Source organism: Hespellia stercorisuis DSM 15480 (genome assembly GCF_900142165.1).
GTDB lineage: Bacteria > Bacillota > Clostridia > Lachnospirales > Lachnospiraceae > Hespellia > Hespellia stercorisuis.
Window position 1 is genome coordinate 1 of record NZ_FQZY01000077.1, and the last position, 18,155, is coordinate 18,155.

General features: G+C 49.2%; 12 protein-coding genes. 10 read left to right on the forward strand and 2 right to left on the reverse strand.

Annotated elements, in window-relative coordinates; all coding sequences use genetic code 11:
• Window positions 1-163 precede the first annotated feature (163 nt).
• The 9 genes from ssnA (at window position 164) to BUB85_RS17815 (ending at window position 14,588) form a co-directional block, all read left to right on the forward strand.
• Window positions 164-1,495 (forward strand): putative aminohydrolase SsnA, encoded by a 1,332-nt coding sequence (gene ssnA / locus BUB85_RS17775; protein ID WP_073112893.1) that lies wholly within the window; start codon window positions 164-166, stop codon window positions 1,493-1,495.
• A gap of 46 nt (window positions 1,496-1,541) precedes the next feature.
• On the forward strand, window positions 1,542-4,535 hold the full coding sequence (ygfK, locus tag BUB85_RS17780; protein WP_073112894.1) for a putative selenate reductase subunit YgfK: 2,994 nt from the start codon (window positions 1,542-1,544) through the stop codon (window positions 4,533-4,535).
• Between the two features lie 177 nt (window positions 4,536-4,712).
• On the forward strand, window positions 4,713-6,095 hold the full coding sequence (gene hydA / locus BUB85_RS17785; RefSeq protein WP_073112895.1) for a dihydropyrimidinase: 1,383 nt from the start codon (window positions 4,713-4,715) through the stop codon (window positions 6,093-6,095).
• Window positions 6,096-6,187: 92 nt separating this feature from the next.
• Window positions 6,188-7,528, forward strand: a complete 1,341-nt coding sequence (gene yqeC, locus BUB85_RS17790) for a selenium cofactor biosynthesis protein YqeC (RefSeq protein WP_073112896.1) — start codon at window positions 6,188-6,190, stop codon at window positions 7,526-7,528.
• Window positions 7,528-10,077: a selenium-dependent xanthine dehydrogenase gene (gene xdh, locus BUB85_RS17795; RefSeq protein WP_073112897.1), complete on the forward strand. Its 2,550-nt coding sequence runs from the start codon at window positions 7,528-7,530 to the stop codon at window positions 10,075-10,077. Before yqeC ends, xdh begins: the two co-directional genes overlap by 1 nt.
• A gap of 416 nt (window positions 10,078-10,493) precedes the next feature.
• Window positions 10,494-11,330, forward strand: coding sequence for an NAD(+) diphosphatase (nudC, locus tag BUB85_RS17800; protein WP_073112898.1), 837 nt, complete (start codon window positions 10,494-10,496; stop codon window positions 11,328-11,330).
• 2 nt (window positions 11,331-11,332) lie between these two features.
• The gene (locus BUB85_RS17805; RefSeq protein ID WP_073112899.1) at window positions 11,333-12,184 is read left to right on the forward strand and encodes a YitT family protein; all 852 of its coding nucleotides are present in this window, start codon (window positions 11,333-11,335) and stop codon (window positions 12,182-12,184) included.
• Between the two features lie 39 nt (window positions 12,185-12,223).
• Window positions 12,224-12,484 carry a hypothetical protein gene (locus tag BUB85_RS17810; RefSeq protein WP_073112900.1) on the forward strand — a complete coding sequence of 87 codons (261 nt, stop codon included), beginning with the start codon at window positions 12,224-12,226 and terminating at the stop codon, window positions 12,482-12,484.
• Between the two features lie 319 nt (window positions 12,485-12,803).
• A complete protein-coding gene (locus BUB85_RS17815) occupies window positions 12,804-14,588 on the forward strand; it encodes an aminopeptidase P family protein (protein WP_073112901.1) in 1,785 nt (594 codons plus the stop codon).
• Between the two features lie 182 nt (window positions 14,589-14,770).
• Here the strand turns inward: BUB85_RS17815 and BUB85_RS17820 are convergent, their stop codons facing one another.
• Window positions 14,771-15,310 (reverse strand): TetR/AcrR family transcriptional regulator C-terminal domain-containing protein, encoded by a 540-nt coding sequence (locus tag BUB85_RS17820; protein ID WP_073112902.1) that lies wholly within the window; start codon window positions 15,308-15,310, stop codon window positions 14,771-14,773.
• 392 nt (window positions 15,311-15,702) lie between these two features.
• A complete protein-coding gene (locus BUB85_RS17825) occupies window positions 15,703-16,545 on the reverse strand; it encodes a formate/nitrite transporter family protein (protein WP_073112903.1) in 843 nt (280 codons plus the stop codon).
• Window positions 16,546-17,092: 547 nt separating this feature from the next.
• On the opposite strand from BUB85_RS17825, the gene BUB85_RS17830 reads away from it, so the two are divergent.
• Window positions 17,093-17,512, forward strand: coding sequence for a YjdF family protein (locus BUB85_RS17830; RefSeq protein WP_073112904.1), 420 nt, complete (start codon window positions 17,093-17,095; stop codon window positions 17,510-17,512).
• Window positions 17,513-18,155 lie beyond the last annotated feature (643 nt).

The window sequence follows — 18,155 nt, forward strand, 5'->3', positions numbered from 1 at the left end:
AAGCATGGAATAAATGCTTTTACAGCAATCAGAGAAGCCCTTTTAGGGAATTCCGATATCATCTTTAACTAATGGAGTTCTGAACAGTTACCAATAATAATATAATAAAATAAAAGCATGAAACCGAAACAGACAAATCGTTTGGAAGAAGGAGGTAAATGTTATGTTAGTGATTGGAAATGGAAAACTGGTTACAAGGGATGAGAAGAATCCTTATTTTGAAAATGGGGCAGTTGCAATCGACGGAACTACGATCAAAGAGGTGGGCGGCACGAAAGAAATCAAAGAGCGCTACCCGCAGGCAGAATATATCGATGCGAAGGGCGGCGTGATCATGCCTGCATTCGTCAACACACATGAACATATTTACAGTGCCATGGCGCGTGGACTGAGCATCAAAGGATACAATCCAAAGGGATTTCTGGATGTCCTGGACGGTCAGTGGTGGACCATCGACCGGAAACTGACACTGGAGCAGACAAAGTACAGTGCAATCGACACATTTCTGGCCAGCATCCGAAATGGTGTGACCACGGTGTTCGACCATCATGCCAGCTTCGGGCACATCACAGACAGCCTGTTTACGATCGCAGATGTTGCAAAAGAGATGGGAATCCGTTCCTGCCTCTGCTATGAGGTTTCTGACCGTGACGGTATGGACAAGGCAAGAGAAGCGGTCATGGAAAATGCAAACTTTATCAAATACGCGCTGAAGGACGACACGGACATGATCGCGGCGATGATGGGAATGCATGCGCAGTTCACAATCTCTGACGAGACCTTTGAATTTGCGGCAGCGAACAAGCCTGCTGAGGTGGGATATCACATCCATGTGGCAGAGGGAATCGAGGATCTTCACGATTGCCTGAAAAAGTACGGCAAGAGAATCGTGGACAGACTCTACGATCAGAATGTGCTCGGTGAGAAGACACTGCTTGGACACTGTATCTACATCAATCCGCACGAAATGGATCTGATCAGGGATACGAACACCATGGTGGTACACAATCCGGAGTCCAATATGGGCAATGCGTGCGGATGTCCTCCAACTATGGAGCTGGTGCATCGTGGGATTCTGACGGGACTTGGGACAGACGGTTATACCCATGACATGATTGAGTCCTACAAGGTGGCTAATGTACTGCACAAGCACCATCTGTGTGATTCCAATGCGGCCTGGGGCGAGGTACCGCAGATGCTTTTTGAGAACAATGCAAAGATCGCAAACCGTTACTTTAAAAAGCAGCTCGGAGTATTGAAGCCGGGAGCGGCTGGTGACGTGATTGTGGTCGACTACGATCCGCCGACACCGTTTGGCGCGGATAATGTAAACGGACATATTTTATTCGGTATGATGGGAAGAGACGTTGTGACCACTGTGGGCAACGGAAAAGTGCTTATGAAGGACCGCGAGGTCAAAGTGATCGATGCAGAGAAAGCTATGGCAGAGGTACGCGTGGAGTCTGCGAAGCTGTGGAAGAGCATCAACGGATAGGATGAGAAAAACAAAAATTGAAGATTAGAATACAGGAGGATTTGTTATGAGCGATTTAATGACATGTATGCCATTTTCCCAATTGATGAACTGGGTGTTAAAAGAGCATAATACAAAAGGAACCGTATTTGGAATCCACAGACCCTACGTGGCAGATCAGACAAAAACAATGGAGATCTTCGGCAGAAAGCTGGAGACAGCTATCGGACCGGCGGCGGGACCGAACAGCCAGCTGGCACAGAACATTGTGGCATCCTACTATGCAGGCAGCAGATTCTTTGAGTTAAAGACGGTGCAGAAGATGGACGGAGCAGAGCTGGCGGCGTGCGTGAATAAGCCCTGTATCAAGGCGGATGACGAGTGTTACAACTGCGAGTGGTCCACAGAGCTGTACGTGCCGCAGGCACAGAACGAGTACATCAAGGCCTGGTTCCTGCTATCTGTGATCGCGAAGGAGTTCGGCCTGGGAAGCATGGACGGCTTCCAGTTTAACATCAGTGTCGGATACGACCTGGCGGGAATCAAGACTCCGAAGATCGACGGATTTATAGAGAACATGAAAGAAGCGAAGGATACGGAATGCTTCCAGGAATGTAAAAAATATCTGATGGAGCATATTCAGGATTTTAAAAATGTAACGGCGGAGGATGTGGAGAGCATCAGCTCTCAGATCTGTAACTCCGCAACCATCTCCACACTCCACGGATGTCCTCCGCAGGAAATCGAAAGTATTGCAGAGTATCTGCTTACAGAGAAGGGGATGCATACATTTATCAAGTGCAATCCGACGCTGCTTGGATACGATTACGCGAGAAAGACCATGGACGACATGGGTTATGATTACGTGGCATTCGGAAGCTTCCATTTTGAGGATGATCTGCAGTACACGGACGCGGTTCCGATGCTGGAGCGCCTGCAGAAGCTGGCAGAGGAGAAGACACTGGAATTTGGTGTGAAGATCACCAATACCTTCCCGGTAGATGTAAAGGCAGGAGAGCTCCCGAGCGAAGAGATGTATATGTCAGGAAAATCCCTGTATGCACTTTCTATGACGGTTGCGTCAAATCTCTCCAGAGATTTTGGCGGAAAGCTCCGTATCGCATATTCCGGAGGAGCAGATTACTTTAACATTGACAAGATCGTAGGATGCGGAATCTGGCCGGTCACCATGGCGACAAATCTCCTGAAGCCGGGCGGATACCAGAGATTACAGCAGATCGCACAGAAACTGGAGGCGCAGGGCTATCAGCCATTTACCGGTGTTGATGTGGCAGCTCTTCAGAAGGCCGTGGAGGAAGCGAAGTCCGACAGGCATCATGTGAAGTCTGCGAAACTCCCGCAGTCCAGAAAGAGCGCGGAGGCAGTTCCGCTGGTGGGATGTTATACCGCACCGTGTGAGGACACCTGTCCGATCCATCAGGATATTGTGACTTATGTAAAACTGGCAGGCGAGGGGAAAATGGACGAGGCATTCCAGGTAATTCTGGACAAAAATGCGCTGCCGTTTATCACCGGAACCATCTGTGCACACGCATGTATGGGCGCCTGTACACGAAACTTCTATGAGACACCGGTACAGATCCGTGACACCAAGCTGGCGGCGGCAACAGCAGGATACAGTGCGGGACTTGCGGCACTGAAGGTGACCGGTGACTGCGGAAAAAATGTGGCAGTTGTGGGTGGCGGCCCGGCAGGTATGGCAGCGGCTTACTATCTGGCGAGAGCCGGCGCAAAGGTGACCTTGTTTGAAAAGAGAGAGCTTCTGGGCGGCGTGGTACGCTACATCATCCCGGATTTCAGAATTGCGGATGAGGCGATCGACAAAGATGTGTCACTCTTACTTAAGCTTGGCGTGGACATTCAGACAGGCAAAGAGATTGCCGATGTGGCACAGCTCCGTGAATCCTACGACGCAGTCGTGCTGGCAGTGGGGGCATGTGAGCCGGGAACTCTTCGCCTTGAGGCGGGAGAGACGATGAATGCACTGGATTTCCTGGAGAAGTTCAACCGGGAGAACGGCCAGGTGGCAGTCGGAAAGAACGTGGTGGTTGTCGGCGGCGGAAACACAGCCATGGATACAGCCAGAGCGGCGAAGAAGACAGCCGGCGTGGAGAATGTATATCTGGTGTACCGCAGAACAAAACGATACATGCCTGCAGACGAGGAAGAATTACTTCTTGCGGTGGAGGACGGTGTGGAGTTTAGAGAACTCCTGGCACCGGTGAAACTGGAAGCAGGACAGCTGACCTGTAAGAAGATGGTGCTGGGCGAGGTAGACGCGTCCGGACGCCGCAGCGTCACAGAGACGGAAGAAGAAGTTCAGATTCCGGCAGATACCGTGATCGTGGCAGTGGGAGAAAAGGTTCCTACCGAGTACTATAAAAACTGTGGTCTCGCCGTGGATGAGCGCGGACGCGTGAAGGTGGATTCCAAGACACTGGAGTCCGGTATCGCTGGAGTCTATGTAATCGGAGACGGACTATACGGACCGGCGGTTGTAGTCAAGGGAATGGCCAATGCAAAAGCAGCTGCAGAAGCAATTGTGGGAGCGGAAGTATCTACCCTGTGCGGACAGCCATCCGACAAATCCGCAATCTATGAGAAGAAGGGTGTGCTCGCAGAACCATGCAGTGATAGACCGGAGAGCAGCCGCTGTCTCGGGTGTGCAACAGTATGTGAGAACTGTGTGGATGTATGTCCAAACAGAGCGAATGTCTCCATCAAGGTACCGGAGCTTGAGATGGCGCAGGTGATCCATGTGGATTACATGTGCAACGAGTGCGGAAACTGCAACAGCTTCTGTCCATATGCAAGTGCACCGTATCAGGGCAAGTTTACTCTGTTTGCGAATGAAGCCGATATGGCAGACAGCAAGAATGATGGATTTGCAGTACTGGATAAAGAAACCTGCAGATCAAAGGTGCGCTATCTTGGAAATGAATTTGAGTGGGCTCCGGGAGCGGATACAGCACTTGTGGGCGGACTTGAAATGATCATTCAGACGGTGTGCAGAGAATACGATTATCTGCTGGATATTTAAGAGGATTTTACAAAGGATATTTCACTATGATGTGAGAGTGGGATAGCATATCAGCTTTTGCAGGAATGACAAAAAGTATGCAGGTCTTCTCCGCTCCCGGTAAGCATAGTGCCAGGAATGCGGGGGAGACCTGTCCAATGAGGTAAGACTTTAGAAAGAATAAGATGAGGTGATGGCATGACTACAGTTATTAAAGGCGGAACAATTGTTACGCCGACAGAGGAATATGTGGGTGACATTCGGATTGAAGACGGAATCATACAGGCGATTGGACGAACGGCTGATGAGGAAGGCGCGCAGGTGATTGACGCATCCGGCAGATATGTACTGCCGGGAGGTGTCGATGTGCACACACACATGGATCTGGACGTAGGAATTGCCAGAGCCGTTGATGATTTTTACACAGGTACGGTTGCAGCGGCCTGCGGGGGAACCACGACGATCGTGGATCATCTTGCATTTGGACCGGCGGGGTGTCCGTTGCATCATCAGATTGAGGAGTATCACCGGCTGGCAGATGGGAAGTCAGTTGTTGACTATGGATTTCACGGAGTTGTTCAGCACATCAATGAGGATATATTAAAAGAGATGGAAGAATTATCTGCGGAAGGGATCACCAGCTTTAAGGGGTATCTGACCTACGATTACCGGCTGGATGATGCGGCCATCTACCGACTGATGCTGAAGATGAAGGAGCTGGGAGGAATGCCGGCGTTTCATGCGGAGAATCATGAGGTGATCCAGTACCTGAGAGCACAGTATGTCGGGGAGGGGAAAACAGACCCCATCTATCATGCAAAATCCAGGCCGGACGACATGGAGGCAGAAGCCGTCGGAAGGCTTTTAAAGATTGCCCGCCTGGCAGGAGATGCACCGGTCTATATCGTACATCTCTCGACGGCAAAAGGGCTGGAAGAGATCCGTCACGCAAGAGCTGGCGGACAAAAGAACATCTACGTGGAGACCTGTCCGCAGTATCTGGTTTTCAATGAGGAGGAGCTTCTGCGGGAGGATGCACTGAAGTTTATCTTCTCACCGCCGCTTCGAAAAGAGGCAGATGAGGAGGCGTTGTGGGGCGGACTTGCAGACGGCACGATTCAGATTGTAGGAACAGATCACTGCCCGTTCAACTATGGAATCGAAAAACAGCGCGGAAAGGATGATTTTACCGCCTGCCCAAACGGTGCACCGGGAGTGGAAGAGCGCATGCGCATCCTGTACAGTGAGGGTGTGACAAAGCAGAGAATCTCACTGGGGCAGTTCGTGAAAGTGACGGCTGAGAACCCCGCGAAGGCTTATGGATTATATCCGAAAAAGGGTGCCATCATGCCGGGGGCGGATGCTGATCTGCTGATCTGGAATCCGGAAGGGTCACTGATCCTGACGAAGAAGGACATGAGAAGTGCGGTGGATTATACCATCTACGAAGGTTTCGAGATACAGGGGATGCTTGAAAAAGTACTGCTGCGCGGAAAGGTAATTGTGAGTGACAATGAATTTCTGGGGCAGAAGGGGCAGGGCGAATTTGTGAAGCGCCATGCCAGTGGCCCGATTGATTAGACAGAAAGTAACCTGCCGGAGATGGAAAGCTTTAGAGACTGCATTGAGACAGCTTCTTTTACAGGGCGTCAGAGTGTAGATGAGAATAAAAAATGAATAATAAAAAAGAAACGATAAACTTTCTAAAAGAACTTAATATAGAACAAAGCCATAATCCAATTATCTCTGTGGTCGGAGCCGGGGGAAAAACCAGTGTGGTGGAAGCAATCGCCGGGGAATACAAAAAGGTGAGTGCACAGGCCGTTGTCATGACGACGACGCACATGCGAAGACCTTCCTCCAGACACTGTTTCCTGGACATGACCAACCGGGAGACAGAAAAAAGAGGCGGCACGGGTGCGTGGTGTGAGGATATGATGAAGCGGCTGCGAGAACTCCTGGAAGAACAGTGTGTGGTATGGATCGGAAAACCAGTGGAGCAGGGGAAGATCGCATCGGTGGACAGACAGATTCAGGCGGCAGTTCTGGGAATGGGAATCCCGGTCATTATAGAAGCGGACGGTGCAAAAGGGAAACCGGTCAAGGCACCGCGCGACTATGAGCCGGTGATCCTTCCTGAGACGACGGTGGTGCTCAATGTGTATGGCATGGATGCCATCGGAAGGCCGTTGGAAGAAGTGTGTCATCGGGCGGATATCGTGGCAGGGCTGCTGGGCAGATCACAGGAGGACTTGTTGGAGCCTGTGGACATCGCCAGACTGGCAGCCAGCCCCCAGGGAGGAAGAAAAGGCGTTCTGCCGGGGATGGAGTATCATGTGATTCTGAACAAAGCGGACAGCAGCAAGCGCGAAGGAGATGCAGAGCAGATCCGGAGGTTGTCTGCGGAGGCAGTGCATATCACTTCTTTCCGGAAACACGAGGCAGTGCTTGTACTGGCAGCAGGCCTGGGCAGGCGCTTCGGGGACAACAAGCTGCTGCAGTGCTATCGGGGAAAACCGATTTACCGGTATATGCTGGAGAATCTGACGAAACTGGAGCATGTACAAAAGGTGCTGGTGACACGTTTTCCCGAGGTGGAAGAGGCGGCAGAGCTGCTGGATGTTCAACTGGTGCGCAATGAGAACCCGGAGGACGGAATCGCCCATTCTCTGCATCTGGGACTGGAGGCCTGCATGCATGCAGATCCAGGACTTGAGCGGGTGCTAGTGACTGTGTGCGACCAGCCGGGGCTGAAGGCAGAGACCATGGAGAGATTGTTAGAAAAAGCAGAACAGGAAAAAGGAAAGATCATCTGTGCCAGCACCGGAGGGATTCGCCGGAATCCCGTGGTGTGGGACAGTAGATTTTTCCCGGAACTGTTAGAATTAAGTGGAGATGTAGGCGGAAGACAGGTGATAAAGCGATACCCGGAATGTATCGTGCCTGTGGAGATAGACGAGACAGAGACGAAAGATATCGATTATCCGGAAGATATCTGGAAGGAGGGATCGTGATGTATACCCTGAATATAAATGGAAAGACAGTGGAGACAGAGCAGGATAAAAAACTGATGCGTTTCCTGCGGGATGACCTGGGGCTGACTTCGGTGAAGGATGGCTGCAGCGAGGGTGCCTGCGGAACCTGTACGGTGATTGTAGATGGGAAGGCGATGCGCGCCTGTATCCCTATGGTCTCCAAGATGGCGGGAAAAAAGATCGTCACCGTGGAAGGACTGAGTGAGCGGGAGAAGGAAGTATACGGTTATGCTTTCGGCAAAGTGGGAGCAGTACAGTGTGGATTCTGCATTCCGGGAATGGTGCTGTCAGGCAAGGCACTTCTGGATGCAAAACCGGATCCGGCAAGAATTGAAGTGATTGCAGCAATCAAGAATAATATCTGCCGCTGCACAGGCTATAAAAAAATTGTGGATGGGATTCTTCTGGCGGGAAAGATGCTGCGGGAGGATCTTCCGGCTGTAGATGACAGCGGCGAAGTGACTGTCGGGCAGGCCATGCAGAGAGTGGATGCGAAGAAAAAGACGCTGGGAACCGGTGTCTATGTGGACGATATCTGTCTGGATGGAATGATCTATGCGAGTGCGGTGCGTGCAGCACATCCACGTGCAGTTGTGAAAGCAATCCATACGGAGAAGGCGAAAGCACTCCCGGGTGTGATCGGCGTGTACACCGCGGCGGACATTCCGGGTGATGTAAAGGTCGGCCATCTGAAGCAGGACTGGGATACCATGATTCCTGTGGGAGAGACCACCCGCTTTCTGGGCGATGCCATCTGTATTGTGGCTGCGGAGACAATGGAGATGATGGAGGAGGCAAAGAAGCTGGTGGAAGTGGAGTATGAAGTTCTGACACCATTGACCAATCCCTTTGATGCCATGAAAGAGCATGCTCCGGCACTGCATGACGGCGGCAATATTCTGGCGGATGTCCATCTGAGCCGCGGGGATGCGGATGCGGTAATCGAGGCATCCAGATATAAGGTGACCAGGCACTATGAGACCCCGTGGACAGAGCATGCATTTTTGGAGCCCGAATGTGCGGTGGCCATGCCGTTTGATGAGGGGGTATTTATCTACTCCACAGATCAGGGAACCTATGACACGCAGCGTGAGACAGCAGAGATGCTGGGAATCCCCAAAGAGAAGGTCGTGGTGGAGAACGCACTGGTCGGAGGCGGATTTGGCGGGAAAGAGGATGTGACCGTCCAGCACCTGGCGGGGCTGGTGGCATATCTGACCGGACGTATTGTGAAGATGAAGCTGACCAGAAAGGAAAGCATCATGATCCATCCGAAGCGTCATCCGATGTGGATGGATGTGACGACAGCCTGTGATGAGAACGGTAAGCTGACCGCCCTGAAGGCTGTGGTAATCTCCGATACAGGAGCGTACGCATCCCTCGGCGGTCCGGTGCTGCAGAGGGCGTGTACCCATGCGGCGGGACCGTATAACTTCCAGGTCATTGATATCGACGGAAAGGCGGTTTATACGAACAATCCGCCTGCGGGGGCATTTCGCGGGTTTGGCGTGACACAGACTTGTTTTGCTTCTGAGAGAAATCTGGATCTGCTGGCGGAAATGGTGGGAATCACCCCGTGGGAGATTCGCTACCGCAATGCAGTCCGTCCGGGAGAGGTACTTCCCAACGGCCAGATCGCCGATCCGTCCACCGGAATCGTGGAGACGCTGGAGGCGGTGAAGGATATCTGCGAAAATGAAAAATATGTGGGACTGGCCTGTGCTATGAAGAATGCCGGCGTCGGAGTCGGGATTCCAGACTGGGGCCGCTGCAGGCTTCTGGTAAAGGATGGAAAAGTCCGGATCCATTCCGGAGCGTCCTGCATCGGGCAGGGACTGGGAACGGTGCTGACACAGGTGGTTTCCGAGACAGCCGGACTCACGCTGGATGAGCTGGAGTGGTGCAACCCCAACACGGCGATCGCACCGGATTCCGGTACGACATCCGGTTCCAGACAGACGCTGGTGACCGGAGAGGCTGCGCGCCGCGCGTCGCTGGCACTGAAAGAAGATTTAAAACAGTATTCCCTTAAAGAATTGGAAGGGAAGGACTATTACGGAGAATATCTGGCGAAGACGGATGCCATGGGCGCGGATGTACCGAATCCGGTATCTCATGTGGCTTACGGCTATGCAACCCAGGTCTGCGTGCTGAATGAGGATGGAACCATCAAGAAGATGGTGGCCGCACACGATGTAGGAAAAGCGGTGAATCCGATCAGTGTGGAAGGACAGATCGAGGGCGGTGTCGTGATGGGCATGGGCTATGCACTCACAGAAAAATATGTGTTAGAGAATTGCGTTCCGAAGTCAAAGTACGGTACATTGGGATTATTCAAGGCGGATAAGGTTCCAGAGCTGGAGTCGATCATCGTAGAAAAACAGGGAATCGATGTGGCATGCGGGGCAATCGGAATCGGAGAGATCACCTCCATCCCGACAGCACCGGCCATCGCGGGAGCATACTACAGCTGGAACAAAGATTTCCAGACAAAGCTGCCTCTTACAGGGACACCTTACAGCAAATAGCAGAGAACAGAAATTATTGAAAATAAAACAACGTTGTACCCACCACAACAAAATCGTGGTGGGTACAACGTTGTTTTATTTTCACATATCCATGTTCTAATTGAAGAAATTCTGCTATAATGTACGCGATAGCAATGAGCAGTGCCATCAGGTGATACCAATTGTTTACGTTGTGCTTGCACATAAGAAAACAATTGGTATCACCTGATGATAGGGCGAAAGCCCGCGAGTGAGATGAAGCGAAGCGGAATCGAACGCACTGCGGGACTCCGGTAAGATAGGGCGAAAGCCCGCGAGTGAGATGAAGCGAAGCGGAATCGAACGCACTGCGGGACTCCGGCAAGATAGGGCGAAAGCTGAACACCAAACAGTGATCATGAGTTGAACAACATAAAAAAAGCAAGGAGAACACAAAAATGATACAGGATATAGCACCACACAAATACGATAATGCATACAAACCGGTCCCACCAGAGAAGGACAGCATCGCACTTTACTATGAAAAACGCGCCGTGCTGCTGAAGCGGACAAAGGATGAGATCATTTACCCCACATTTGCAGACCTGGAGAGACTCAACGACGACATTTACGAGGATTACACGTACCTGTTTTCAATCGACAATCAGAGATTTTATCTCGTAAGAGAAATCAATCTGGAGCCGCTCGCAGATTACAACATGGAGAATATTGAGATCTTCCGCGAGGCGGAGCCACAGTACAGGGCATTTGCCGGAATTACGGGGTATCAGCTGTATAACTGGTATGAGAGCCGCCGTTACTGTGGAAGATGCGGGACGCGTATGGAGAAAGATAAGAAAGAGCGTATGATGTTCTGCCCGGAATGCCATAATATGGAGTATCCGAAGATCTGTCCTGCCACGATTATCGGGGTTCGCAACGGCAATCGTCTGCTGATGTCAAAGTATGCGGGAAGATCCTATAAAAAGTATGCACTGCTTGCCGGATTCGTGGAGGTCGGCGAGACGATAGAAGAGACGGTCGCGCGGGAAGTCATGGAAGAGGTCGGTCTGAAGGTGAAGAATGTTACCTATTATAAGAGTCAGCCGTGGTCCTTCAGCGATACGGTCCTGATGGGATTCTATGCGGATCTGGACGGGGATGACACCGTGACACTGGACGAGGAAGAGCTGGCACTGGCAGAGTGGTTTGAGCGGGAAGAGATTCCAGTGGAGCCGTCGAGGGACAGCCTGACAAATGAGATGATTATGAAATTTAAAAATGGGGAGATCTAGAGATGAAAATCAATTGGAAAAGACTGCCATATGATATTTTTATTGATGTTATCGGGGGGATTCTGGCGGCCATCGGAGTTTACAATTTTGCGGCAAATGCCGGATTTCCGATGTCCGGAGTGTCCGGTATCGCGTTGATATTTTATAAATTGTTCGGTCTGCCGCTGGGAGCTACAATTATAGTACTCAATGTGCCGATCGCCCTGCTGTGCTACAAGTCGTTGGGGAAAGAGTTTTTTCTGAGATCCATTCGGACGGTAATCATTACTTCTCTGATTATGGATTATGTTGCGCCGCTGCTTCCTGTCTATAATGGCGACCGCATGCTGGCGGCCATCTGCACCGGTATTTTTGCAGGACTCGGGTATGCGCTGATTTTTTCGAACAATACCTCTACAGGGGGCACTGATTTTATCAGCATGGCAATTCGTGCCAGAAACCCGCATGTCACACTGGGAAGAATTATATTTGTGCTGGATGCGGCCATCGTGCTGCTTGGCGGAGCGGTGTTCAAGGATCTGGATGCGACAATCTACGGCTTCATCATTTCCTATCTGCTGTCCATGATCGTGGATAAGCTGATGTACGGTATCGATGCCGGCAAGATGACCCTGATCGTCACAGATCATGGACAGGATGTGGCCGATGTAATTGCAAAGTATTCTGACAGAGGTTCCACCATTATGCGTGGGAAGGGCGGATTCTCGGGAAATGAGCGTGAGATTGTCATGTGTGCATGTAACAATAAGCAGATGTCTGCAATTCGAAGGGCGGTGAAACAGGTCGATCCCAATGCGTTCACCGTGATTATGGAATCGAGCGAGGTGTTGGGAGAAGGATTTAAGGAAGAGTAGAAAAAGGTGTGTATGGACAGGAGAGCGGGGTGAAGACGTATGACGAAGAAAAATTTTCCGGCGGATCAAACATTTGGACAGCTCTACAGAGCGGTGTCTGCCAGACGGTACAAAGAAGCGGAGGAGCCGGTCAGAAAATTGCGAAAAATCTCGGGTGAGCTGGGGTTTGCGAAGATGAGCGCATTGTGCACGGATATCCTCAATGCAATACTGATCAAGTGCTACAAGGGCATTCCTTCTCTATTTTCAGAGCTGGAGGAAGAATACGAGGAGCAGCTTCGAAAAATCCAGGGAGACTAGTGTACTGACATATTCATATTCTGACTAATTCACTTGTCTATTTGTCCAACAGACTGCGTTGTCATCAATCGACGATGCAACCGATGGAAATTTAGGCAAGTGAAACGTAAGGTTATTTAATGTCGCTTATACTAGTACATCGTAAACTAAATAACTACCCAGAAAGTGGAGGAAACGATGTACCAGGAGGCTGCAGCCCGGAATGAGAAGATTGCAATGAAGTGGAAAGAACGAAATAACAGACAGGTCGGTGAATAGTGGGCGCGAAACGGACAGAGTCTGTAAATAACAAAAAATAAAGAGAAGAGGATAGAGAAAAATGATAGCAGAAAGAATCGAACAATTGAGAGCGCAGATGAAGGAGCGTCAGATCGATGCTTATATGGTACCGTCGGCGGATTATCATCAGAGCGAATATGTAGGAAAACATTTTAAAGAAAGAGCATTTATCACAGGATTTACCGGATCAGCCGGAACGGCAGTCATCACCATGGATGAAGCCGGACTGTGGACGGACGGAAGATATTTTCTCCAGGCGGGGCAGCAATTGCAGGGGACGGGCGTCACACTCTTTAAGATGGGGGAGGAAGGTGTTCCCACCGTGGAGGAATATCTTGTGAAAAAGCTTCCGGAACACGGTGTTCTCGGATTTGACGGCAGAGTGGTCTCTGCGGGAGAGGGCAGAAGTCTGCTTGAAAAGTTTGCAGGAAAACAGGGAGAAATCCACTGTGATATGGATCTGGTTGGGGAAATATGGAAGAACAGACCTGCGTTATCCGATAAACCAGCATTTCTTCTGGAGGAGAAATATGCGGGGGAGAGCGCTGCATCGAAGCTCTCCAGGGTGCGGGAAGTCATGGGCGAGGCAGGAGCCGGTGTGCATGTGCTGACGACGCTGGATGATATCTGCTGGCTCTTGAATATCCGGGGAGATGACATTGCGTACTCGCCGTTGGTGCTCTGCTACTGTATCGTGTACATGGATCGCGTTGTGCTCTACATAGATGAGCAGAAGCTGGATGATCAGATCCGGGCACAGTTTCAGAAGGATCAGGTGGAGGTCAGACCATACGGCAGCATCTATGAGGATGTCAGACAGTTTGGGGCAGGGGATACGCTGCTGCTGGATCCGTCCGGAGTAAATTACACAATTTACAGCAGCCTCGCGGCTGAGGTAAAGACGGTCGAGCAGAGGAATCCGTCGACGATGTTCAAAGCGGTCAAAAACAAGGTGGAAGTGGAGAATATCAAGGCAGCCCATATCAAGGATGCAGTTGCGGTGACAAAATTTCTCTACTGGCTCAAGCACCATATCGGACGGGTGCCATTGACAGAGATGAGCGTGTCGGATAAGCTGGAGGAATTTCGGAGAGAACAGGAAGGCTTTATTGAACCGAGTTTTGCCCCAATCAGTGCCTACAGAGATCATGCGGCGATCGTGCATTACGAGTCCACACCGGAAACGAATGTGGAGCTGAAACCGGAGGGGCTGCTTCTGATGGATACCGGCGGCCATTATTATGAAGGCACCACGGATATCACAAGAACAATTGCACTCGGGAAACTGACGCAGGAGGAAAAGGAGCATTTCACCATCACGCTGCGGAGTATGCTACGCCTTGCAAACACGAAATTTTTGTACGGATGCACCGGTGAAAATCTGGATGTCGTGGCAAGGAGACCGTTCTGGGAAGTTGGATTGAATTACAATCACGGAACCGGACATGGTGTGGGGTATCTGATGAATGTGCACGAAGGACCGCAGAACCTGAGATGGAGGGCGACGGGGCAGCCCTCTTATCCGCTGGAAACAGGAATGACGGTCACGGATGAGCCTGGACTCTACATCGAGGGATCCCATGGAATCCGCCTGGAAAATGAACTGACGGTATGCGAGGCGGAAAAAAATGAATACGGGCAGTTCATGAAGTTTGAATTTCTGACCTATGTTCCCATTGACCTGGATGCGGTTATTCCGGAGAAGATGTCAGACCGTGACAGGAAGATGCTCAATGACTACCACAAGATAGTGTACGAAAAGATCAGCCCGTATCTGACAGATGCGGAGTGTTTCTGGCTTTGCGAGGTGACAAGAAAGATATAAGACAATACAAAAAAGAGAAACAAAAAAGGGAGCTGGCGCGTTAAGAATAAATCATACAGAATGTGATATCGTGAGATACCGGATCATTCTATATTATGTATGAAATATACTTAATGCGACAGCTCCCTAATTTGTAAAGCCGACGATCAAAATAATTTATAAAAACACTTTACAAGAGCACATTATGCGAAATATGGTTTCAGAGCATCCGGGATGCAGTGGCTTACCCGCTCTACGGAAACTTCGGCACTCGGCGCCGGATTTTGGGAGATAGCCCATTTGGTGTGCCAGGTGATGGAACCTGCAAAGTACTCGATTGAAAAAGCGGTCTGATCATCAATCTCCCCGCCGTGCTGCAAAACGGTGGCAATCGAAATATTTTTAACCATGGAGAAAAAAGCATCATCAAAGCTGTTCTGTCCACGGTACTTAAAAGCATTTATAAAAAAGTTTCGGTTGTCATAAACGAATTCTCCGTAGAAATGTAAGAATGCGGAGATAGAAATAACAGGTGATACAGTAGAAAATAGTTTCTGGGTCATGAGTTCACAGATATAATTCATCAAATCATATTTGTCTTGAAAATTGTTGTAAAAAGTACGAATACTGAGACCACAGTGTAATGAGATTTCTTTTACACTGATTTCATCGATGGTTTTGGTTTCCATCAGATCCAGAACAGAATTAATAAGTAAATCTTTTGAAGTTTTAGCGCGTGACACAGTTTACCCCTCCTATAAAATATGACAATGGCTTATTGAAAATTCACGATTTGATAAAATCGTGAAGCTTGTTGCTCAAAGAATTGTAGCACATAGGATGTCTTTTGACAAGGCGTTGGAACCACATTTAGTGGCGTTGGAAGGCATTTTCTCCAAGTTGCACAATATCTCGTTATAAATGAGAAATATTTGGTGAAAAATCAGGGGGAATATTTTCGAAAGAAATCGAAAAACAGAAATGTACGGCAGATTTTGTCACGTTTATGGAAACAGATATATTTCATATGTGTGGGAATCTGTGTAGATAATTGATTACATTAAGGGGACAATGTATAAAAAAGCAGAGGATTTTAATGCTATTATGTAATATAAAAAATAAAAGAATGGAAGTCCTATTGTGACTTCCATTCTTTTTTGTATATCAGATATAGCGGGAGTCCCACAAGCAGCATCCCGCCGATGATATTGCCGAGGGTGACCGGAATAAAGCTGTGCAGGCTGTTGAACGCGTTCAGTCCGGAAAGCTGGGCTTCAGTGATGCCGTATACTTCCTGTGCTTTTGCAGCGTAGGCCGGATTGGATGCGGCGAGGATGCCGGCCGGAATGTAGTACATATTGGCAACGCAATGCTCGAATCCGCCGACTACAAATGCACAGATCGGGAAGAAGATCGCCCATACCTTTCCGGCGATGTCCTTTGCGGAGGCGGCCATGAGGACGGCAAGGCAGACGAGCACGTTGCAGAGGATACCGGAGGTGATTCCCTGAACAGGTGACAGTGCGAGCTTTCCGACAGCTACCTTGATGGTGTATGCGCCGAGGAGTCCGTCAGAATAGTTCAGATTGCCACTGAAAAAAATAAGAAAGTCTATGATCAGTGCCCCGATCAGGTTGCTGAAGTAAACAATCACCAGGTTGCGGATCATGCTGAGCCAGGTGACACGTTTGCTTATAACATCCAGAATGATCAGACAATTTCCCGTAAAGAGTTCCCCGCCGAGAAATACGATCAGCATCAGACCGACCGGGAAGATGGTGCCGGCAACAGTCCGTGCCAGCCCGACATTGGTGATTGCGTGGGCGGCGGTACTGCTGGTCGCGGCGCCGAAGGCGATGAAAATTCCGGCCATGATGCCGAGCAGAATCATCTTACCAAGCGGTAGCCTGGTTTTATTCTCGCAGGAATTAAGATTCAGGTTGATGATTTCGGATGGGGTGTTAAAGTGATTGTCCATGAAGTTCTCCTTATTGTATGTATGGTGAGTGAGCAGCAAGGTATCCGCCCGGCAGGCCGGGAGCGCTCCCTGCCACAGGTTTTTACAGTAACACTGTGTCAAGCAAATAACAATTCGGAATATATTGTATATTAGATGAATGCCAGATTCAAGCTTTTTTGGAAATAATTTGAACATCTGTAAGCATCCCCCACTTCAAGTGCGTAGAGCACTAAGTGGTGGGTAAGGGGGATGCTTGTTTCAGCAGGGGATTAAAAGCCCCTGCTGAAAGGCAGCGTAGCTGCAGGATGTTCATGAGCAAGTAGCAGAGCGGATTGCAAATGTCCGCTTTACTGTCCTAAATCAGTCCTCCACTTCTGAGGAGCAGAGCATCAGGGAGCAGAGTATCTAACTTGACACGGATATTTTAAAAAGTTAAAATGAAAAGAACAAAGATAAAAACACGTCCCGGTAGGTAGTCCGGGAGCAGCGTAGATAAACGCTGTCAGTAACCTGCCTCCTTTGGTTGTCCATTCTTTGTGTATTAAAGATAAAGGAGGGACTGCATATGGAGAAGACGATATCCAGATTCACAGTTCTGTTTGAGGAGCCCTTTTGGATCGGTCTGTATGAGCGTGAGCATGGCGGGCAATACGAGGCCTGCAAGATCACGTTTGGAGCGGAACCAAAAGATTACGAAGTTCTGGCATTCCTACTCACGAATTGGAAGAGCTTAAGATTTAGTCCGGCCATAGAAGCGGAGAGAAGAACTGACAAGCATATAAACCCAAAGCGAATGCAGCGTCTGATACAAAAACAGACCGCCGATGTTCACATGGGAACAAAAGCACAGCAGGCCTTGAAGCTTCAGCAGGAGCAGGGAAAACAGGAGCGAAAAATCCGTTCCCGTGCACAGCGGGAAGCGGAAAAAGAACGAAAGTTTGAACTGCATCAGGAAAAACGTAAAGAAAAATATAGAGGGCACTAGTTGCTCTCTATGTTTTTTATGTAATAGGAAATTCTTTCGGATTTCCTATTATATAAAAACCTCCGGGGGATGCACACAGCACGCAAAAAAGAATGTGGTCGCAGGCATGACCGCGCTTCGGCGTGAGAGTTTCGCTTGCGAAACTCTTTGTTCTATAAAAATGGGAAGAATCTGTTACGGAAACACCGTAGGCATGAACCGCAGCTTATGTCTGGAAAAAGAAAGGAGATTTCGGAGCTGACAGTTGTTTTTTACCAGTCCATATGCTAGACTAAAACCAAGCATTATTTTTCTATTTTCTTAACGTAACTGTTCAGAACCCCCTTGGGGAACTAATTAATTTTTGTACAAAACAGAGAATTTTTAAAACCTGTTTTGCGATATTATTTCGGTAATTGGTGGATAACCAATTGTTTGTGATTGAATAATTTAATTCATTGTGGATTACTCTTTCAATCTTTCAAATAACTCTGATTCAAAGCCAAATTCTATGGCTTTTGAATATATTTAACAACAACTGAACATTGAAAAACATTACTTATCCACAGTCATTTTCACCATAGGTGAATCTATGTGAATTCGCTTTTTTCCTGAGTTTTTAGTACAATGGAGACATAAAACACAAGGAAGAAGGTGGTCTGAA